This window comes from Pseudomonas cichorii (assembly GCF_015471405.1).
Lineage (GTDB): Bacteria > Pseudomonadota > Gammaproteobacteria > Pseudomonadales > Pseudomonadaceae > Aquipseudomonas > Aquipseudomonas serbiensis.
The window spans coordinates 345,064-366,170 of record NZ_BLVZ01000001.1; the positions used below are offsets into that span (position 1 = coordinate 345,064).

Below are 21,107 nucleotides of genomic sequence, written 5' to 3' on the forward strand. Positions count from 1 at the left end.
GGCAGTCAGTCCTGCTGCCTGCATTCATCCAGAGGGCAACTGCTGCAATAGCCGACACCGGGAAGACGGTAGCGAATGCAGCAGATGCGCCTCAGGCGCAGGGGCTCGTTCTCGCCGGTATCGTGATAGCGCACGGGGGCGAACAGCGGATTGCGTCGGCCGTCAGGGCGCAGTCGGGCAGTGAGGATCTCCCTGGCCGGTGCGGTGCTCTGGGGGCTGGCCAGCGGATGCAGGTCGAGACGGCTGGTGACGAACTCGAAGGTATTGCCGGCATTGCTCCAGAACAACCGGGGCGATGCGCGGGTAACGCTGACCAGCGCTTCGATGACGGGGGTCAGATGACCGTCGATCAGGCCATGAAAGCGCTCGAAGGCAGAGCAGGGAGGCAGAGGATTGCCAGCATGGGCCAGATGCAGCGCCTTGGGTCTGGAATCGTCACCCAGTTGCAAGCCGGTATCGGCCAGGGCCAGCGGCAGTTCGCATTGTTGCAGCAGGCTGGTGGCCATGACCGGAGCCATGAACGTGCTGAAGTACCACTTGGACCATAGTGACACCAGGGCCAGGCGTTCATCGGTCTTGTAGCGCAGCAGCAGGCCATCGACGAAGGCACTGAAATGCTCGTGCTCGAAAAACAGGTCACCCGGCACGTCGGCCCGTGGAAGGCTGCGCAGTTGCAGTTTCTCACCGTAGTCGGCGAGAGGACCGGTGAACAGCGGAGCAAGGCTGGGAATCATCGACTCATCCGTGGACCGCTTGTTGAGAGCAGTTATCGTTCAGAGGGGGCTGGAAGTATAAACAGGGTGTCAGTGTCTTGCGACTGTTCATCCTGGCTATCGACGACTGAAAACGCTGCATCGGCAATAAAATATTAATGAGAATTGCTACCATTCGTAGTAATGTATCGAGAATGTATCAAGAACCTACCAAGGAGAAAAACAATGAGTCTGGACAGTCCGGATACGCGCTTTCTGGTTGTAGTCAATAGTGAGGAACAGTACTCGATCTGGCCGGATTACCGCAGTGTGCCTGAAGGCTGGCGCACCCTCGATGTTCAGGGCAGCAAGGAAGAATGCCTGAGCTATATCGAGAAAGTCTGGACCGACATGCGCCCGCTGAGCCTGCGCCAGGCCATGCAGGTACAAGGGCAGGGCTGATCGCCTGCGACCGTATTTTCAACTTCAGGGATTCAATATGGAAAGCGTCCAGCCCCGCCAGGCGTCCAGTGCTGCCTTCACACTGGAACAGTTTCGTCAGCAAGCCCCACGTGAACTGAACACCAATGAGTACTTGCAGCGCCAGGCTGCACGGGAGTCGAATGCCCGTTCTTACCCGCGACGCATTCCCTTGGCCCTGCAAGAAGCGCATGGCCTTTATGTACGCGACACCCAAGGCCAATTGTTCATGGACTGCCTGGCGGGTGCGGGGACTCTGGCTCTGGGCCATAACCACCCGGTCGCCATCGAAGCCATGCGCCAGACACTGGACTCCGGTTTGCCACTGCATACGCTGGACCTGACGACACCGGTCAAGGATCGTTTTGTCGAAGACCTGTTCAACGCGCTGCCGGAAAACTTTGCCCGCCATGCGCGTATTCAGTTCTGTGGCCCGACCGGTGCTGATGGCATCGAAGCAGCATTGAAACTGGCGCGTATTGCCACCGGGCGTAAACCGATCCTGTCGTTCTCCGGCGGTTATCACGGCATGACCCTGGGCACCTTGAGCCTGATGGGTAATCTTGGGCCAAAACAGGCGCTGGGTTCGCTGATGGCCGACGTGCAGTTTCTGCCGTACCCCTACGACTACCGCTGCCCGTTCGGCATCGGCGGTGAAGCGGGTATCGATGCCGGGCTGCATTTCATCGAGCAGTTCTTGGGCGATCCGGAGTCAGGCGTCTTGCCTCCGGCGGCCATCGTGGTCGAAGTCGTGCAGGGCGAGGGCGGGGTAATTCCCGCGCCGGTACGCTGGCTTCAAGGCCTGCGCCAGTTGACCCGCAAGCATGGCGTGGCACTGATCATCGATGAAGTGCAGACCGGCATAGGTCGTACCGGCAAACTCTTCGCTTTCGAGCATGCGGGCATCGAACCCGACATTCTCGTGCTTTCCAAAGCCATAGGCGGTGGCCTGCCATTGTCGGTAGTGGTTTACCGGGAAGAACTGGACACCTGGAAACCCGGCTCCCATGCCGGCACGTTCCGAGGCAATCAGATGGCCATGGCGGCGGGCGCTGCGACCCTGCGCCATATCATCAGCGAAGACCTGCCGGGGCATGCCGACGTCATGGGCCAACGCCTGATGAGCTCGTTGCGCCAGTTGCAGAGCGACTATCCATGCCTGGGCCAGGTGCGCGGTCGCGGCCTGATGGTCGGCGTGGAAATCGTCAGCGATACGCCGGGCGACAGCCGTGTGCCGGCAGCGGATACCGCACTGGCCCAGGCCATTCAACGTCAATGCCTGCACCTGGGCGTGATCCTGGAGCTGGGCGGACGCCACGGTGCCGTGGTGCGCTTCCTGCCTCCATTGATTATTCAGGCCGAAGAAGTTGATGTGCTGGTCGGGGTGTTTCAGGTTGCCTTGGAGAAGGCGATTGCGCAGGTTAAAGGAAAAGTCTTGCACAGCGCGTGAGTCGCCAGTGATTTAGCCAGCCTTCGGGGCCGGCAAGAATATCTCAAACCTTGCGCCTCCCAGTGGCGATGAGTCGACGGCTATCGTGCCACCCTGGCATTCAATGGCCTGTCGACTGATCGCCAGCCCCAGGCCAAACCCTCCTGTAATGCGATCACGACTTCGATCCAGTCGATAGAACGGCTCAAATATGTGTGCCTGCTCGGCTACAGGGATGCCAATACCGTCATCCTCAACGCTGATCCAGAAACCGTTGCCTGCCTCCAGGCGGGCACTTACGCGCACGACCTTCTCACAATAGCGAATGGCATTGCTGACCAGGTTCTGTATTGCGCGTGCAGTGAGGCGAGGGTCCAGGGCAAAGTCTGCGTCCGCCTTTTCAAAACACAGCAGCAAGGTAAACCCCTTGCTGTCCTGTTCCTCTATAAAGCCTCCCAGAACACTGTCCAGGTACGCCTGCATGGGGATTTCATCCAGCGCAGGGCGCTGGTTCGGCGATTTCAGCCGGGTATAGGAAAGCAACTCATCAATCAGAGTGTCCAGCTCCCGGACATGACCAAGCATCTGCTCAATCCGTCGCCGGGTCTCGGGTTCCAGAGGGTCGGCCATGACCAGTGCCATGCCGAACTCCAGCCTCGACAACGGAGTACGCAATTCGTGGGATACCGCGTTCAAAAGCTCCTGCTGCTGATTGAGCAGGCCTTCGATATCCTGAGCCATCTTGTCGAACACCTGAGCCAGATCGCCAATGTTGGAGCGCGGCGAAATTTGCGTTCGCTCCGCCAGATTGCCGCTTCCCAGGATCATTGCAGTGCGCTTGAGGCGTTGCAGGTCGCGCCAGTGAGGCCAGACCCATACCAGCAGGCAGGCCAGCAATGCGGCACCGATCAGAATATTGATCATCCAGTACATGATGTTGATATCGACAGGCGCATCGGGCGCTACCAGCTCGACCACCGTATCCGGATCGATCAGGGCGAGTGCGGTGCCCAGTTCACCATAATTATCCGAGCGCACGGCATTCTGGCCCTGCCTGAGTGCCGTGCGTTCAGGCTCCATCAGGCCGGGATCGGTTATCGAGACAAGCCTTAAGCGAGACGGGGCAAAATCTGCCCTGAGTTCGTTTTCAAGGGCTGGCCAGTCTGCTCGCGGTGTCTGATTGAAACGTTTCCTGATCAGGCTCAGCGTGCCTTTTGCCTGATCCTGGTTGTAGGTGATGGTCTGCTGGTTGAACCACTTCAGCACCACTTCAGGAATCGCAAACAGCGCGACGCCATAGGTCACCAGCATGATCAGGTAAAGCCGAGCGAGCATCTTGAACATGGCGATCCATTATTTTTGTCAGGAGTGCGGGGTGAACTCGTGAAACCAGACGGTCACTCGTCCCACTCGGAGCGACTCAACAAGTAGCCCTTACCCCATACAGTCTTGATCCTGCGGGGCTCGGCAGGATTGTCTTCGAATTTGCGCCGCAATTTGGAAATCGCCACATCGACCGAGCGGTCGATACCGTTGAATTCAATGCCGCGCAACTGCTGGATCAACTGATCGCGACTCAAGACTTCACCCGCGTGACTGGCCAGCACCAGTAACAGATTGTATTCCCCGGAGGAAAGCTCGACGTCCTGGTGGCGCCATTGCACTTGGCGTTCGCTCAGATCGATCAGCAGTTGCCCCAGGACGATCTGCTGGGCGTCGTGACGAGGCTCGGCAGACAGGCTGCGGCGCAGCAGCGTGCGAATCCGTGCCAGAAGCACTCGGGGTTCGCAGGGTTTGGCAACGTAATCATCGGCGCCGGTTTCCAGGCCGAGAATCTGGTCGTCGCTCTTGTCCCTGGCCGTCAGCATGATGATGGGCAATGCAGGGCTTTCATCCCTTAGTTGCCTGCACACATGCAAACCATCGAGCCCCGGCAGCATCAGGTCGAGGATGACCAGGTCGGGACGCAACCGGTGCATGCCTTCAAGCGCGCGATCACCGCGGTTGATGACCGTGACGTCGTACTCGAAGCGCTGGAGATAGCTGGCAATCAGCTCCGCCAGCGCGCTGTCGTCCTCGACGAGCATAATTCTGGGCATTGTTCAGACCATTTCTGCGAAGGGGACAGCATAACCAAGGCCTGCCGGATACGCGCAATGCCTTAACACTTCTTCACATCTTTCCAACACTTGTTTACATGCGTTCTGGACGCAGTCTTTAGCATGGCGCGATCTTCACGGGGAACGCCACAATGCCGTCTTTATTGCGTCTCGATCCAAACCGATTGATGTTGTGTGCCGGACTTGCTGCGCTGGCTGCCTGCGGCAAACCCACTGCACAGCAAGAGGTGCCGCCACCGCATGTGAGTGTGGAAACGGTCAGGACGCAACCTCTGACCATCACGACAGAACTCAATGGGCGTCTGGTTTCGCCGCGTATTGCCGAGGTCCGTGCGCGGGTAGCCGGGATCGTGCTGCAACGGGTTTATCGCGAGGGTACGGAAGTCCGGCAGGGCGATGTTCTTTTTCGCATTGATCCGGCGCCTTTTCAGGCGGATGTCGAAAGCGCCGAAGCGGCCTTGCGCAAGGCACAAGCGACGGAGTATCAGGCTCGCTTGCAAGCCGAACGCTATACAGAGCTGACAAAGATCAGCGCTGTCAGTCGTCAGGACGCCGAAAACGCTCGCGCCAGCTTCCTGCAGGCCCAGGCCGATGTGGCATCGACCCGGGCGGCACTCAAGCGCGCCCGTCTCAACCTGGATTACGCAACAGTCACTGCGCCCATTTCGGGACGCATCGGCAAGGCTCAGGTCACCGAAGGCGCATTGGTCGGGCAGGGTGATGCCACCGCATTGGCAACCATCCAGCAGTTGCAGCCCCTTTATGCCGATATCAACCAGTCCACACGACAGATCAGTGACCTGCGCCGCTCGCTGCTGCAAGGGCAGTTGCAGCAGCTTGAAGCGGGACAGATTACCGCGACACTCATTCAGGACGATGGCAGCCCGTATCCGTACAAGGGGAAGTTGCTGTTTTCCGACCTGACGGTGGATCAAGGCACTGGCCAGGTCACCCTGCGCAGCGAGTTTCCCAACCCGCAAAACGAGCTATTGCCTGGCAGTTTCATCACTGTGCAGCTTGATCAGGCTCGCGTGGCACAAGGTATTACGGTGCCACAGCGTGCAGTGCAACGCGACGCAGCAGGCAAGGCACTGGTATTGATTGTCGATGCGCAAGGCAAGGTACAGGAGCGGGCAATTGAACCGGGAGTTGTGCAGCACAAGCGCTGGATCGTGAAGAGCGGCCTCGATGCCGGTGATCGAGTCATCGTTTCCGGCCTGCAACACGTGCAGCCGGGTATCACAGTGACGGCAGAAGAAGAGGGCTCTCAAGCCCTGGCTCAGGAGCAGAAGTAATGGCGCCGTTTTTTATCGACCGGCCTGTGTTTGCCTGGGTCATTGCGCTGTTCATTGTGCTGGCCGGCTTGCTTGCCATACCTAAGCTGCCTGTGGCCCAGTACCCCAGCGTTGCGCCACCGCAAATCGAGTTGACCGCCACTTATCCCGGCGCGTCTGCCAATACCATCGATGAAAGCGTGGTGAGCCTGATCGAGCAAGAACTGAACGGTGTCAATCACTTGCTGTATTTCAGCTCCAGCAGCAGCCAGGGCACGGCAACCATGACCATTACGTTCCAGCCGGGCACCAATCCCGAGCTGGCCAAGGTCGATGTGCAGAACCGGCTGAAAGTCATCGAGCCGCGTCTGCCGCGGGCGGTGAGCCAGCAAGGCCTTCAGCTTGAAGAGATCTCTGCCGGATTCCTGATGATCGCCACGCTGACTTCAACGGACGGTCGTCTCGACGAAATTGCGCTCAGCGATTACTTGACGCGCAACGTGGTCAACGAACTGAAGCGCTTGAATGGTGTGGGCAAGGCCCAGTTGTTCGGTTCAGAACGTGCCATGCGGATCTGGATCGATCCGCAGAAACTGGTCGCTTTCAATCTGACTCCATCCGATGTCAGCCAGGCCATTGCCGAGCAGAACATTCAGGTCGCGGCTGGCAGTATTGGCGACTTGCCGTCATCGGCGGATCAGGATCTGACCGCAACCGTCATGGTCAAGGGGCAATTGAGTACGCCGCAGGAGTTTGCCGCCATTGTTCTCAAGGCGAACGCCAACGGCTCCAGCGTGACTGTTGGCGATGTGGCACGGGTCGAGGTTGGAGCCCAGAGCTACAATTTCGCCACCCGCCTGGATGGTAAGGCGTCGGTTGCCGTGGGCGTACAACTGGCGCCGGCAGCCAACGCGATGAGTACTGCGAACCTGGTAAGGGAAAAGCTCGACGAGCTTTCGCGTTATTTTCCGGCCGGGGTGAAATACGACGTTCCTTACGACACGTCGCCTTTCGTCAAGGTATCGATCACCAAGGTCATTCACACCTTGATCGAAGCCATGGTGCTGGTGTTCATCGTGATGTTCGTGTTCCTGCAGAACATCCGCTACACCCTGATCCCTGCTCTTGTAGTGCCCGTCGCCTTGATGGGGACATTCGCCGTGATGTTCTTGCTCGGCTTTTCAATCAATGTGCTGACGCTGTTCGGCATGGTCCTGGCAATCGGCATTCTGGTGGACGATGCCATTGTGGTGGTGGAAAACGTCGAGCGGCTGATGGCCCAGGAAGGATTGTCACCCAGGCAGGCTACTCGCAAAGCCATGGAGGAAATCAGTAGCGCCATCATCGGAATAACCCTGGTACTGACAGCCGTATTCATTCCCATGGCATTCATGCCGGGCTCGGTCGGAGTGATCTATCAGCAGTTCTCGATTTCCATGGCCGTTGCCATCGTGTTTTCGGCGTTTCTGGCCCTGAGCCTGACACCGGCTCTGTGCGCCACGATGCTCAAGCCGATACCTGCGAACTCACATCACGAGAAGAACGGTTTTTTCGGCTGGTTCAACCGGCGCTTCGAGCAAGCCAGTCAGGGCTACGAAAATCTGGTAAGCAAATCGGTAGGCCGCATTGGACGCTATATGGTCATCTTTCTGTTGCTGACAGGCATCATGGGATTGCTGTTTGTCCGCCTGCCATCCTCGTTCCTGCCGGTGGAGGATCAGGGCTATACCATCACCGATATTCAATTGCCGCCAGGGGCCAGCCAGCAACGTACCATTGAAGTGGCCAGACAGATCGAAGCACACAATGCGCAGGAAACAGGCATTACCAATACCGTGATGATTCTCGGCTTCAGCTTTTCCGGGAGCGGGCAGAATGCCGCACTTGCTTTTACCACTTTGAAAGACTGGTCGCAGCGGGCTGCACAGGACTCTGCTCAATCCATTGCCGATCGGGCCAGTGCCGTGTTTTCCGGTTTCAAGGACGCCATGGTATTCAGTCTGCTGCCGCCGCCTGTCGAAGGGCTGGGCACATCTGGTGGTTTTGAAGTGTGGCTGCAGGATCGTGGCTCACAAGGCCATGACGCATTGCGGCAAGCCCGTGATGAACTGCTGAGCAAAGCCAGCGAAAGTCCGATCCTGCAAAACGTGCGCGAAGCGTCCCTGGCGGAAACCCCGCAGGTCAATATCGAAGTGGACCGCCAGCAAGCTCATGCCATGGGCATTTCGTTCTCGGATATCGCCAGCGTGCTGTCGACCTCGCTGGGTTCAGCCTACGTCAATGACTTCCCGAATCTTGGGCGTATGCAGCAAGTGATCGTGCAGAGCCAGGGCGACCGCCGGCAACAGGTTGAAGACCTCTTGCGCCTTGAAGTCAAAAACCGTCAGGGACGCATGGTGCCTGTTTCGGCATTCGCCAGCATCCACTGGACACGAGGGCCGGCTCAGCTCACTCGATACAACGGCTATCAAGCGGTCAGCCTGTCCGGTGAGCCTTCGCCGGGGCACAGTACCGGTGAGGCGATGGAGGAAATGGAGCGTCTGGCTTCGGGGCTGTCCACAGGCTTTGCCTTGCAGTGGACAGGGCTTTCATTGCAGGAGCGCATATCCGGCGGCCAGGTGCCGCTGCTGCTCGGGCTTTCGATGCTGGTGGTGTTTCTGTGCCTGGCGGCGCTTTATGAAAGCTGGGCGATTCCTGCGGCAGTCTTGATGGTAGTGCCTCTTGGCATTATCGGCGCAGTGTTGGCGGTCACTTTACGCGGCATGCCCAATGACGTGTTCTTCAAGGTCGGGCTGATCACCATCATCGGGCTCTCTGCAAAGAACGCCATCCTGATCATTGAGTTCGCTACCAGTCTGCATGCTCAAGGCATGAGCAGGGTCGAGGCGAGTGTTCGTGCTGCTCGTCTGCGTCTGCGCCCCATCGTAATGACGTCCCTGGCGTTTATTTTCGGTGTTGTCCCGCTGGTGTTCGCCTCGGGGGCCAGCTCGGCAAGTCAGCAGGCAATAGGGACCGGCGTAATGGGCGGCATGGTCACCGCAACGCTGGCAGTACTTTTCGTACCCGTGTTTTTCGTTCTGATCATGGGGATGCGCGAGAGAAGCCGGCGAGGTTCGGCTTGCGAAGAGTAACGGGGCGACAGGGTGTTTTTTCGTGGTTCTGTATTGAAAAAGGATGATCCGTCTTGCCTGGTAGAACTTTAAATCGCTGGCTGGTACTGCTGGCGGTCATGATGGCTTTTCTGCCGATCGTACTGGATCTGACCATTCTTCATGTGGCAGTCCCCTCGCTGTCCATGGCCTTGCAGGCAACCGGTACAGAGGTCCTGTGGATCATCGACATTTATCCGCTGTTGATGGCCAGCCTGCTGATTCCCATGGGCACGCTTGCCGACAGAGTCGGTCATCGGCGCATGTTGATACTGGGGCTTGGCATCTTTTGTACAGGGTCGGTTCTTGCGGCCTTTGCTCCGAGCGCCGAGGCCCTGATCGGGGCGCGTGCCTTCATGGCCTTTGGAGCTGCCATGGTCATGCCATGCACCCTTGCTATCGTTCGACAGACTTTCGAGGATGAAGGCGAGCGAGCCATGGCGCTGGGCATCTGGGGCGCGGTTGCTTCTGCAGGGGCTGCCCTGGGACCGCTGGCTGGCGGGGCGCTGCTTGAGCATTTCTGGTGGGGCGCGGTATTTCTGATAAACGTGCCAGTGATGCTTTTTGTCATTCCTCTGGTAAAGGCCTATATCCCTGTGCGTCTGCTATCGGCAGGTGGTCCCGGAAAGTGGCCGATAGAGCAGGCCCTGATTCTTATCCTCGGCATCATGGCAACGGTATATGGCCTGAAATCGGGCTTCAGGACAGGCAGTTCCCTGCCGATGACGATCATCTTTATTGCATTTGGCATCCTGATGCTGCTTTGGTTTGCACATAAGCAGCTTCGTTCGCCCGATCCGATGCTCGATTTGAGCCTGTTTTCTGTCCCGCAGATCAGCGCAGGCGTTGTCATGTCACTGGTAGTCATGGGAGCGCTTGCCGGGGTAGAGCTGATGCTTGCTCAGGAACTGCAATTCGTCCTTGGGCAAACGCCACTGGAGGCCGGTATTTTCATGCTGCCCCTGATGATCGGTTCCGCTATCGGTGGGCCGCTTGCGGGCATGCTGCTTCAGGCGATCGGGTTGAGGCAGGTGGCGAGTTTGTCTCTGTTGATTTCTGCTGTATCTCTGGTGGGGCTGGCGCTTGCCAACCTGGGCAGCGGCGGGGTGGTTGTCGTTTTTACACTGGTGGCACTCGGGCTGGCACTCAGCGTTGGCATGACGGCTTCCTCAGTCGCAATCATGAGTCACACACCGGTCGAGAAAGCCGGCTCAGCCGGAGCTCTGGAGGCCACAAGTTATGACCTGGGCTCAGGCCTGGGGATCACTGTGTTCGGGATTCTCCTGACGTCCAGCTACGAACGATCGATTCGTCTGCCGGATGACCTGCCCTTGAATATCGCTGAAACGGCAGGGCGCTCGATAGGCGAAACGATGATGGCGGCGAAGGCGGTGGGCGGGCATCAGGCACAGCAACTCGTTCTGGCTGGTCAGGAAGCTTTCAGTGCGTCACACAGCCTGGTTCTGCTCGCGGCTGCCGCCCTGATCGGTCTGGTGAGCATCGTGGTCTGGAACCTGTTACGCAATCAGTGAGTATCGCGAATAAACTTCGGCTGCCGATTACCGTCAAACCCGTCTCGTACGTATCTTCATATAGGACGGAATATGCGGCAATTACGAAAGAAAGCATCCCTGTTGCTATTGGGCAGCTCACTCCTGACAGCCAACCATATCCTTGCAGCGGACGCAGCTTCGCCCATCACGGTAGTCGCCACTAACCCTGCGTTTTCCACACTTGTTGCGCCCGATGCGAAGGTAGAAACACTCACCGATGGTGCAAAGTGGGCAGAAGGTCCGCTATGCCTGCCCGACGGTGGCCTGCTATGGAGTGACGTCAAGGCGAACAAGGTCATGAGCTGGGACGAGAAAAACGGCGTCACGACCTTGCTGGATCCTGCCCATTATCAGAATGGCCGTGCTCTGGATGCCGAGGGCCGCGTGGTTGCTGCCTCCCACGGCGAGCGTGCAATCGTGCGCCAGGAAAAGGATGGCAAGTGGCATACCCTGGTCCAGAGATATCGGGGTAAACGCCTTAACAGTCCGAACGATGTCGTCGTCGACAAGAGCGGCCATATCTGGTTCAGCGATCCGACCTTTGGCGTGTTGAACAAGGCAGAGAGTTACGGAGGAAAACCGGAGCAGGGCGGCGAGTACCTGTATCGCTATAACCCGCAGCTCAAGGAACTGACCCGGCTCAAGACACCTGGCCTTCATTCACCCAATGGCCTGGCCTTTTCGCCTGACCAAAGCCTGCTGTATGTGGCCGACTCGCAACTGGCCCATGACTTCAAGAACCCAAAACTGGCCCATAAGGTGCTGGTCTATCAGGTTCACAATGGCGCACTGAGCAATGGCCGGACATTTACCGAAATCACGCCGGGCATCCCCGACGGCCTCAAGGTCGACGCCAAGGGCAATGTCTGGAGCAGCAGTAAAGAAGGCATTCAGGTGTATTCGCCAAAAGGCGAGTTGCTCGGGAAACTGCGGGTGGCGGCCGAGGATACCGGCAACCTTGCATTCTGCTCTACGGGTTCACAGCACTGGGCTTACGTGACGGCGGGCAACAAGGTCTTGAGGGTGCAGACGCTGATTGGAGGAGGTCAGGAGTAACCCTGGTTCGTCGACGGGCAGGGTTTGACTCTTTGCCTTGCCGTTGACGGACTTTGGATAAAACATTGTTCTGCGTCGGGGCAAGCACCATCCTCTACCCGCAATCCCGGATGAATATCGAGTTCTGGAATGTATTACGCGCCAAGTGATGGCTATATGACATATACTAGTGACTATCGCGCAGACTATAAGCAGATGCACTTCGCAAATCCCTTACAGATCCGCGGGTAACTCCTGTTGTGATCTTTTCATTACCATCCATTCTTATGTAGTCGCTAGGGGTTCCCCTTAGAGATACATGTTACCCCTTATTTCAGCAGCTCTTCGATCAGGCGACTTGTGCGCCAAGACAGCATGTTCACATCAATAGTTCCCACGGACATGGATAATAATTACACGCAACGAGACAGCCTCTTTCCATGCAGCCGCATGATTGCTCATTGCCATCACTTTAGATGCAATCCTCCCCCCTAAAGGCTTGTTTTTGCTACATGCCTGCGACAAGCCGTCTTTGGTTGCGCATAGCTCTATCTCGCGGACTCCTGCCTGAACAACCTATTTAAGACATCATATTGATATCATTAGTTCTCGTAATTTAAGAAAATTCATACAAAAACTAAAGAAGTTTCGTCTTAGTGTTTAAGTACTTGCTAGTGGCCATCACCGTGAGTAAGATCCACGCCCTCGGAGGGTGCGATTCTCAATTAGAACAGGGGTTCGCCACCACTTCGTATTGTCTTATGCCATTGCAATACTGATGGCCATACTGGATGTGATCGTAATTGAAGGTCATGGATGTCCTACTCAAGTAAGCTTTCAGCTCATTACCTTGAACTCGCAAAAGCCCCGGTCTCGGCCGAAAGTTTTGCGGGCGAGGACGTTCGCTTTTCGAGCGAGTATGAGGCTTTGGAAAGTGAGCTGAACAAAGCCCAGTCCATGCACGAAAGCGGTCAGATCGACTGGCTGAAAATTCGCGAAAACAGTGAAGCTCTCCTTCGTACCCAGTCCAAGGATCTGCGGGTGGGTGCCTGGCTGACATGGGCTCTTTACCAGCGTGAGTCCTTCCAGGGTTTGTTGGCCGGGCTTGGGCTTTTACACCATCTTTGTGAGAGTTATTGGGCCGAGGTTTATCCGAGCAAGGCCCGGACCCGTTCTGCTGCAATCAGTTGGCTGGTGTCACGCCTTGAGCAGGTACTGAACGAAAACGTCGCCATCAAGGAACAGCTGCCGCTGTTCCGCCGCCTGGTCGAGCACCTTGAAGGCCTTGACGCTGCATGCACCCAGCATCTGGGCGACGATGCTCCGCTGCTGCTACCACTTTCCCGCCGCCTGAAAGGCATGGTCCAGCGCGCCGCCGACAACCAGCCAGAGCCTGGCGTTGTGGGTGCCGCTGTGGCGCAGGTCAAGCAGGCGGCTACGCAACTGTTTACTCCTGGCGCGCCGATTGACAACGAGAAAGAGGCGCACAAGGCCCTGCGTGCCCTGCAGGAAAACGCACGTCCGCTGTGTGCCTGGTGGCTCAAGCAGAAAGCCAGCGATCTGCGCGCCTTGCGCCTCAGCCGCACACTGTTGTGGTTGCCGATCGACGCGGTTCCTGAGCGCAATGCCGAGCAGATCACAGCCCTGCGTGGCCTGCCTGCGGACAAGCTCAAGGCCTATCAGGATCGTTACGATCAGGGCAAATACGCAGACCTGCTGGTAGAGCTGGAGGCAAGCCTGACCAAGGCGCCATTCTGGTTCGATGGCCAGCGGATGGTCTGGGAGTGTTTGCAGGCGTTGAACGCCGAACTGGCAATGCGCGAAGTGGAAATCCATTTCGCACTGTTGATTCAGCGCCTGCCCGGCATTATCGAGTTGCGTTTCCACGATGGCGCACCGTTTGCCGACCCGAGCACTCGCGCCTGGATTAACGCCAACGTCATGCCGCACCTGCAGACTGCCAGTGCGCCGCGCAAGGTTGAAGTTGCCGATACCCAGCCGGCCTGGGAACTGGCCCTCGAAGAAGTCATGCCGGTTTTGCGCAAGGAAGGCCTCAAGGCCGCTGTACAGATTCTCAAACAGGGTTTGCAAAGCGCCAATGGCGGACGTGTCCGGTTTTTCTGGCAGTTCGCGCTCGCCCGGTTGTGTTTCATGGCCAAGAAATACGAGCTGGCCAGGACTCAACTCGAAACTCTGGACCAGACATTACAGGACTCAGGCCTGAACGCCTGGGAGCCCGATCTTGCGCTGGAAGTGCTGCATTTGCTGCATAGCTGCTGCGAGTTGTTACCGCAGAACCATGCCGTACGTGAACGCAAGGAAGAGATTTATCGCAGGCTGTGCCACCTCGACCTCGAAGTGGTACTCGAATAGGCCCCAGGGCCACAACCGCACGGAGAAAAGCCATGGCCAAAGAAGGCTCGGTAGCCCCCAAGGAACGTATCAACGTCACTTTCAAACCTGCCACCGGTGGTGCACAGGAAGAGATCGAACTGCCGTTGAAACTGCTTGCAATCGGTGACTACACCCACCGCAAGGACGAACGCAAGATCGAAGATCGCAAGCCGATCAGCATCGACAAAATGACGTTTGACGAAGTGCTGGCCAAGCAAGAGCTGAGTCTGACATTGAGCGTGCCGAACCGTCTTCAGGAAGAAAGCGACACTGAAGAGCTGGCCGTGAAACTGCGCGTCAATTCGATGAAGGATTTCAACCCTGCCAGCCTGGTCGAGCAAGTGCCTGAGCTGAAAAAACTGATGGAACTGCGCGACGCGCTGGTGGCCCTCAAAGGCCCGCTGGGTAATGCGCCTGCGTTCCGCAAAGCCATCGAAGGCGTTCTCGCCGACGACGAATCCCGCGGTCGCGTACTGGGTGAGCTGGGCTTGAACGCCGCAGCACCTGACGCCTGAGTCCCTATCAGCCAAGGAAGCCAACACAATGAGCACTAGCGCAGCACAGCAAAAGAGCAACGAGAGCGGCGAATACAGCATTCTCGACAGCATCATCGCTGAAACCCGTCTGACACCGGACGACGAAGCCTACGACATCGCCAAGCGCGGCGTATCGGCCTTCATCGAAGAACTGCTCAAACCGCAGAACAACGGCGAGCCGGTCAAGAAGGCCATGGTCGACCGCATGATCGCCGAGATCGATGCCAAGCTCAGCCGCCAGATGGACGAAATCCTGCACCACCCTGACTTCCAGTCCCTGGAGTCGTCGTGGCGTGGTCTGCAACTGTTGGTCGACCGCACCAACTTCCGCGAAAACATCAAGATCGAAATCCTCAACGTCTCCAAGGACGACCTGCTGGACGACTTCGAAGATTCGCCGGAAGTGATGCAGTCGGGCCTGTACAAGCACATCTACACCGCTGAATACGGCCAGTTCGGTGGTCAGCCGGTTGGTGCGATCATCGCCAACTACTACATGTCCCCAAGCTCGCCGGACGTGAAACTGATGCAGTACGTGTCCAGCGTAGCCTGCATGTCCCACGCACCGTTCATTGCTGCTGCCGGCCCGAAATTCTTCGGCCTGGAAAGCTTCACCGGTCTGCCGGACCTGAAGGATCTGAAAGATCACTTCGAGGGCCCGCAATTCGCCAAATGGCAGAGCTTCCGCCAGTCGGAAGACTCCCGTTACGTTGGCCTGACCGTGCCGCGCTTCCTGCTGCGTAACCCGTACGACCCGGAAGAAAACCCGGTCAAGTCGTTCGTGTACAAGGAAACCGTCGCCAACAGCCACGAGCACTACCTGTGGGGTAACACGGCTTATGCGTTCGGCACCAAGCTGACCGACAGCTTCGCCAAATTCCGCTGGTGCCCGAACATCATCGGCCCACAGAGCGGTGGTGCTGTTGAAGACCTGCCGTTGCACCATTTCGAAAGCATGGGCGAAATCGAGACCAAGATTCCTACCGAGGTTCTGGTCAGCGACCGTCGTGAATACGAACTGGCCGAGGAAGGCTTCATCTCCCTGACCATGCGCAAAGGCTCCGACAACGCGGCGTTCTTCTCCGCAAGCTCGGTACAGAAGCCGAAGTTCTTCGGCATCAGCGCTGAAGGCAAGGCTGCAGAGCTGAACTACAAGCTCGGCACCCAACTGCCGTACATGATGATCGTCAACCGCCTGGCTCACTACCTGAAAGTGCTGCAGCGCGAGCAACTCGGTTCGTGGAAAGAGCGCACCGACCTTGAGCTGGAACTCAACAAGTGGATCCGCCAGTACGTGGCCGACCAGGAAAACCCGAGCGCCGAAGTGCGTGGCCGTCGTCCTCTGCGCGCTGCCCAGATCATCGTCAGCGATGTAGAAGGCGAGCCAGGCTGGTACCGCGTCAGCCTGAACGTGCGCCCGCACTTCAAGTACATGGGTGCAGATTTCACCCTGTCGCTGGTTGGCAAGCTGGACAAAGAGTAAGGAGCGATTCATGACTGGATACGGCAGCCTTTTTGAACGCCTTGGTGGCGACGCAGATCAGCGCGTCGGATGGAGCCGCGAGGTTTCTGCCATGTCGTCCGTGGCTGCCCATCTGGCCAAGATGCTCAGCACCCGTGCGGGCAGCGTGCAAACGCTGTCCGATTACGGGCTACCCGATCTCAATGACATGCGCCTGAGCCTGCACGACTCATTGAGTCAGGCACGCTTGGCCATCGAAAGCTTCATCGAAGCCTACGAGCCGCGCCTGAGCAACGTGCGTGTCATTTCCCTGCCGCGTGACAACGATCAGCTTCGCCTGTCCTTCAGCATCGAAGGCCTGCTGGAAGTTGATGGTTTCAAGCGCCAGGTCAGTTTCGCCGCTCGCCTGGATGGCAGTGGTCAAGTGAAGGTCAACTAAGGAGACTCCGATGTCCGGTAAACCCGCAGCACGTGTATCCGACCCGACTGCTTGCCCTGTATCCGGCCACGGCACAAACCCGATTGCCGCCGGTTCCGGCGACGTATTCTTCGACGGCCTCCCGGCCGCCCGCCAGGGCGATGCCTCGGCCTGTGGCGGTGCGTTGGTGGGTGATCTTGCAACGACCGTTCTGATCAACGGCAAACCGGCTGCGACCGTAGGCTCCGTCGGTAGTCATGGCAACAAGGTAACGGCCGGGTCAGGGACGGTGATTATCGGGAATTCGCATACTCCGGTGCCGTTTGTGCCGCCGTTGCCTTTGCCTGGTTTTGATGAGCAGTTTGTGTTGACCGACAAGTCTGGTGCGCCAATGGCTAATTCCCGCTACCTCTTGGTAAGGGAGGATGGTTCAGAGGAAGAGGGCATTACAAACGACAAGGGCTTGACTCATCGTGTTGCTCGCCACAAGCAGGCAGAAAAAATCGACATCTATATTGCATCGAGGGACTGATCAATGGGCGCCGATACCAAAACAACTGCTAACGGAAACTTTGTAAAAGTCTCAACCATGCAGAGCACGCCAACCAAGGAGCCCGGGCCAAAGTCCGTCGAAGTAGAGCATGGGCTCACCGTATTTCTTGGCGGAGCAGGGATGGTTGGCGCCTATAACGATGACATGATCGCAGCATTTGAAGAGGTTGGCATTTCCAATGCGGCTTATGGAAATTACTCTTCACTTATTGTTGGTATGGATAAGTATGTTCCCGAATACGCCGACATGCTGAGCGACGCATCCTCGGTGGTTCTTTATAATCAGAATGAAAAAGACCCTGTCGTCCTTGAGTATGGGGAATTGCAGAAATGCGAGTACGGCAATGAGTATATAGAGAAAAAATACTTGTTTGGCTGGATTACTGTCAGAAACTACAAGGACGTTGTATGTACCCCCGTCAGTGATCTGATGGCAATGAAAATAAGTCGCGATGTGAGCAAATTAAAGGCAACTGAGTTTCCATTGAGCGCGTTGCAGATAAACAAGCCTTTGCCGAAGGTTGGGCAGTTCAACATCGTCGGTTATTCGTGGGGGGCAGTGATTGCTGCACGCAGTGCCATTTATCATGCCCGTGCCGGCATCAGGATCGATCACCTTGTTCTGATTGGTGCGCCTATCAATAAGAGCCTACGTGATGCGGTCAGCTCACACCCCAATATTGGCAGCACCATCATTATTGACCTCAAGGACAAAGGAGATCCAATTTACGCGGGGATTTCAGATGAAGAATTAATGAAAGCCTCTATTGAGTTGGGCAAGCAGATGCTCAATGGTGGAGGGCACTTTTATTACTCTGGCGATAATCCTGAGGGGAAAGCCCGACGTCGAGAGCTGGCTAAATTGCTGTACGAAAAAGGGTTGCGCTAAGTGTTTCGGTACATTTGTTTGGCCGTATCTGCGCTTTTGTTGCTGATGTCTTTTACACATCCGCGAGGGCAGCAGCCGAACAGCACATTCTATGAATGGCTATTCTTGTTTTGTACAATCTCTTTCATTCCGCTGATAGTGGCGGCACTTTATTATCTTGTTAAAGGTGCCGGCTTGGCTTTGGTTCAAAGAGATTTTCGGGCAGGCGCTCCGTCTTTGCTGGTTTCTATCGTAGCGTTTCTCGCAATTTATAGTTTTGATAAGTGGGTGTTTCGTGAGCTGTTTTAAAGGCAGCTTAGTTGGCAAGGAAGTACGTATTCGTGAAAGCAACGGGTCAATTCGTTCACAAAACAGGCAGGTAATCCGTGTCCTTTAACCACTACTACCAAAGCGAACTCACCGCATTGCGTCAGTTGGGCCGCCGTTTCGCCGAGCGTAGCCCGGCATTGGCGCCTTTTCTGGGGCAGGCCGGGCGTGATCCGGATGTGGAGCGGTTGCTGGAAGGTTTTGCATTCCTGACCGGGCGCCTGCGCCAGAAACTCGATGACGAATTGCCGGAGCTCAGCCATTCGCTGATGCAGTTGCTGTGGCCCAACTATATGCGGCCGCTGCCGGCGTTCAGCATTCTGCAGTTCGATCCGCTCAAGCGTTCCGGGCCTGCGCTGATGGTCGAGCGTGATACGCCAATCGAGAGTGTGCCGATCAATGATGTGCGCTGCCGCTTCCGCACCTGTTACCCGACCGAGGTATTGCCGCTGGATCTGGCGGCGCTGAATTACTCGGTGAAGGGCGACGGTTCGCTGTTGAGCCTGCGTCTGGAGATGAGTGCTGACGGTCACCTTGGCGAACTGGAATTGAGCCGTCTGCGTCTGCACTTCGCCGGTGAACGCTATATCAGCCAGATGCTTTATCTCAGCCTGTTGCGCAACCTGGAAGGTATCGAGCTGATTCCGCTGGATGGTGCCGGCAAACCTATCAAAGGCGTCAACGATATTCCGATGGCATTCAAGATGCCGGGCGATCGCGTGCAGCCGGTGGGTTTTGCCGAAGAGGAGGCGTTGATTCCTTATCCGCTGAACACTTTCCGCGGTTATCGCTACCTGCAGGAATACTTCGCTTTCCAGGACAAGTTCCTGTTCGTCGACATCAACGGCCTGGATATTCTCAAAGCGCTGCCGCAAGACACCCTCAAGCAGATGCGTGGTCTGGAGCTGCGTTTCGATATCCGTAAAAGCGGTATCCAGCGCCTGCGTCCGACCCTGGATAACGTGAAACTGTTCTGCACGCCCATCGTCAATCTGTTTCCGCACGATGCGCTGCCGATTCGCCTTGATGGCAAACAGGACGAGTACCTGCTGCTGCCAGCGGAATACGATCTGGAAAACTGTGGCGTGTTCTCGGTAGAAACCGTGACTGGCTGGAAGCCCGGCGGCCTCGGTTATCAGGAGTACGTGCCGTTCGAGTCCTTCGAGCACGACCCGAGTTTCGACGTACCCAACAGCCGCCCGCATTACAGCATCCGCCAGCGTTCATCCTTGCTGCATGACGGCCTCGACACCTACCTGAGCTTCGGCATCCGCCATACCGAAGCCCACGAAACCCTGTCCATCGAGCTGATGTGTACCAACCAGAACCTGCCGCGCAAGCTCAAGCTCGGTGATATCTGCATGGCGTGCGAAGAGACGCCGGAGTTCCTGAGTTTCCGCAATATCACGCCGGCCACATCGAGTTTTGCGCCGCCGCTGAACCGTGACTTCCTGTGGAAGCTGATCAGCAACATGTCGCTTAACTATTTGTCCCTGGCCGACGTCAATGCACTGAAGGTGATTCTCGAAACCTACGACCTGCCGCGCTACTACGACCAGCATGCGGAAAAGGTCAGCAAGCGCCTTCTGGGCGGGCTCAAGTCGATCAGGCATCAACACGTGGATCGGTTGCACCGTGGTCTTCCGGTACGCGGTTTGCGCACCGAACTGACCATCGACCCGGAAGGGTATATCGGCGAAGGCGACCTGTTCGTGTTCGCTTCGGTTCTCAACGAGTTTTTCGCGCTTTACGCCAGTCTCAATTCGTACCATGAGCTGCGGGTAAAAAGCACACAGGGAGAGGTGTACCAATGGACACCACGTATGGGCCTGCAGCCCCTGCTTTAAGCGGGCTGACCCGAGGTATACGCGAGTACTCGCTGTTTCAGGCCGTGTTGCTGGTAATCGACCGGCTGCGCGATGCGCACCCGTACCTGAGCGAAGACGACCTTTATGACCAGCTTGAATTCCAGGCCAACCCGAGCCTGGGTTTCCCTGGCAGTGACGTTGATCGCGTGGAGTTTTTTGAAGAACACGGGCAGATGCGTGCGCGCATGCGTTTCAACCTGATCGGCCTGGTAGGTTCCGGTTCGCCGCTGCCTGCGTTTTACGGCGAACAGGCTCTGGGCGACAGCGAGGACGGCAACCCGACCCGTAACTTCCTTGACCTGTTTCACCATCGCCTGCAACGGCTGATGCTGCCGATCTGGAAGAAGTACCGCTATCGCGCCAGCTTTGAGAGCGGTGCAATCGATCCGTTTTCTTCGCATCTTTTTGCCTTGATCGGCCTTGGCAGTGAAGAGATCCGACGCGCCAAGGAACTGAACTGGAAGCGCTTGTTACCGTACCTGGGCTTGCTCAGCCTGCGCGCTCACTCGGCCGCGCTGATCGAAGCGGTGCTGCGTTACTACTTCAAGCACGCTGAACTGACCATCGAGCAGTGCATTGAGCGGCGTGTGGAAATTCTCGAAGAGCAGCGCAATCGTCTGGGCCGTGCCAACAGCATGCTTGGGGAAGACCTTGTGCTGGGCGAACACGTACGTGATCGCAGCGGCAAGTTTCGCATTCACATCCGCGAGCTCGACTGGCAACGCTTTCACGAATTCCTGCCGATCGGTTTCGGTTATCAGCCGCTCTGCGCGCTGGTGCGGTTCACCTTGCGTGACCCGCTTGATTACGACATTCGCCTGGTATTGCGCCAGGAAGAAATCCGCGAACTGCGCATCGGTGAACAAAACGCCTGTCGCCTGGGATGGACCAGTTGGCTCGGCCGCGAAAAAGCGGACGGTGTGGTAACCCTGGGCAGCAAAATTCATTAA

Annotated in this window: 17 protein-coding genes; 14 read left to right on the plus strand and 3 right to left on the minus strand. The window is 57.1% G+C overall.

The window, feature by feature from the left end; genetic code table 11:
• Window positions 1–5 precede the first annotated feature (5 nt).
• The gene (fhuF, locus tag JL015_RS01170; protein ID WP_201017082.1) at window positions 6–734 is read right to left on the minus strand and encodes a siderophore-iron reductase FhuF; all 729 of its coding nucleotides are present in this window, start codon (window positions 732–734) and stop codon (window positions 6–8) included.
• Between the two features lie 204 nt (window positions 735–938).
• On the opposite strand from fhuF, the gene JL015_RS01175 reads away from it, so the two are divergent.
• Both JL015_RS01175 and JL015_RS01180 read left to right on the plus strand, forming a co-directional pair.
• On the plus strand, window positions 939–1,154 hold the full coding sequence (locus JL015_RS01175; RefSeq protein WP_201017083.1) for an MbtH family protein: 216 nt from the start codon (window positions 939–941) through the stop codon (window positions 1,152–1,154).
• Between the two features lie 37 nt (window positions 1,155–1,191).
• Window positions 1,192–2,622 (plus strand): diaminobutyrate--2-oxoglutarate transaminase, encoded by a 1,431-nt coding sequence (locus tag JL015_RS01180; protein ID WP_201017084.1) that lies wholly within the window; start codon window positions 1,192–1,194, stop codon window positions 2,620–2,622.
• Window positions 2,623–2,634: 12 nt separating this feature from the next.
• Here JL015_RS01180 and JL015_RS01185 read toward each other — a convergent pair whose 3' ends face one another.
• Both JL015_RS01185 and JL015_RS01190 read right to left on the minus strand, forming a co-directional pair.
• Window positions 2,635–3,945, minus strand: a complete 1,311-nt coding sequence (locus tag JL015_RS01185) for an ATP-binding protein (protein ID WP_201017085.1) — start codon at window positions 3,943–3,945, stop codon at window positions 2,635–2,637.
• A 53-nt stretch (window positions 3,946–3,998) separates the two neighbouring features.
• On the minus strand, window positions 3,999–4,700 hold the full coding sequence (locus tag JL015_RS01190; RefSeq protein WP_201017086.1) for a response regulator: 702 nt from the start codon (window positions 4,698–4,700) through the stop codon (window positions 3,999–4,001).
• A gap of 152 nt (window positions 4,701–4,852) precedes the next feature.
• Here JL015_RS01190 and JL015_RS01195 point away from each other — a divergent pair, with 152 nt between their 5' ends.
• The 12 genes from JL015_RS01195 to tssG all read left to right on the plus strand — a co-directional run bounded on the left by JL015_RS01195 (window position 4,853) and on the right by tssG (window position 21,107).
• Complete coding sequence (locus JL015_RS01195) at window positions 4,853–6,016, plus strand: efflux RND transporter periplasmic adaptor subunit (protein WP_201017087.1); 1,164 nt, start codon at window positions 4,853–4,855, stop codon at window positions 6,014–6,016.
• The gene (locus JL015_RS01200) at window positions 6,016–9,126 is read left to right on the plus strand and encodes an efflux RND transporter permease subunit (protein WP_201017088.1); all 3,111 of its coding nucleotides are present in this window, start codon (window positions 6,016–6,018) and stop codon (window positions 9,124–9,126) included. The genes JL015_RS01195 and JL015_RS01200 overlap by 1 nt, the downstream gene beginning before the upstream one ends.
• 53 nt (window positions 9,127–9,179) lie before the next feature.
• The gene (locus tag JL015_RS01205) at window positions 9,180–10,676 is read left to right on the plus strand and encodes an MFS transporter (protein ID WP_307726262.1); all 1,497 of its coding nucleotides are present in this window, start codon (window positions 9,180–9,182) and stop codon (window positions 10,674–10,676) included.
• Window positions 10,677–10,748: 72 nt separating this feature from the next.
• The gene (locus JL015_RS01210) at window positions 10,749–11,753 is read left to right on the plus strand and encodes an SMP-30/gluconolactonase/LRE family protein (RefSeq protein ID WP_201017089.1); all 1,005 of its coding nucleotides are present in this window, start codon (window positions 10,749–10,751) and stop codon (window positions 11,751–11,753) included.
• A gap of 795 nt (window positions 11,754–12,548) precedes the next feature.
• Window positions 12,549–14,105: a type VI secretion system protein TssA gene (gene tssA, locus JL015_RS01215; RefSeq protein WP_201017090.1), complete on the plus strand. Its 1,557-nt coding sequence runs from the start codon at window positions 12,549–12,551 to the stop codon at window positions 14,103–14,105.
• 32 nt (window positions 14,106–14,137) lie between these two features.
• The gene (gene tssB / locus JL015_RS01220; protein ID WP_008073455.1) at window positions 14,138–14,641 is read left to right on the plus strand and encodes a type VI secretion system contractile sheath small subunit; all 504 of its coding nucleotides are present in this window, start codon (window positions 14,138–14,140) and stop codon (window positions 14,639–14,641) included.
• Between the two features lie 28 nt (window positions 14,642–14,669).
• Window positions 14,670–16,145: a type VI secretion system contractile sheath large subunit gene (tssC, locus tag JL015_RS01225; protein WP_007934527.1), complete on the plus strand. Its 1,476-nt coding sequence runs from the start codon at window positions 14,670–14,672 to the stop codon at window positions 16,143–16,145.
• 10 nt (window positions 16,146–16,155) lie between these two features.
• Window positions 16,156–16,563 (plus strand): type VI secretion system baseplate subunit TssE, encoded by a 408-nt coding sequence (tssE, locus tag JL015_RS01230; protein ID WP_122321401.1) that lies wholly within the window; start codon window positions 16,156–16,158, stop codon window positions 16,561–16,563.
• A gap of 10 nt (window positions 16,564–16,573) precedes the next feature.
• Window positions 16,574–17,074 carry a PAAR domain-containing protein gene (locus JL015_RS01235; RefSeq protein ID WP_025260183.1) on the plus strand — a complete coding sequence of 167 codons (501 nt, stop codon included), beginning with the start codon at window positions 16,574–16,576 and terminating at the stop codon, window positions 17,072–17,074.
• Between the two features lie 3 nt (window positions 17,075–17,077).
• On the plus strand, window positions 17,078–17,983 hold the full coding sequence (locus JL015_RS01240; protein ID WP_201017091.1) for a hypothetical protein: 906 nt from the start codon (window positions 17,078–17,080) through the stop codon (window positions 17,981–17,983).
• A gap of 365 nt (window positions 17,984–18,348) precedes the next feature.
• Window positions 18,349–20,136 carry a type VI secretion system baseplate subunit TssF gene (gene tssF / locus JL015_RS01245; RefSeq protein ID WP_201000621.1) on the plus strand — a complete coding sequence of 596 codons (1,788 nt, stop codon included), beginning with the start codon at window positions 18,349–18,351 and terminating at the stop codon, window positions 20,134–20,136.
• Window positions 20,100–21,107, plus strand: a complete 1,008-nt coding sequence (gene tssG, locus JL015_RS01250) for a type VI secretion system baseplate subunit TssG (protein ID WP_201000623.1) — start codon at window positions 20,100–20,102, stop codon at window positions 21,105–21,107. Before tssF ends, tssG begins: the two co-directional genes overlap by 37 nt.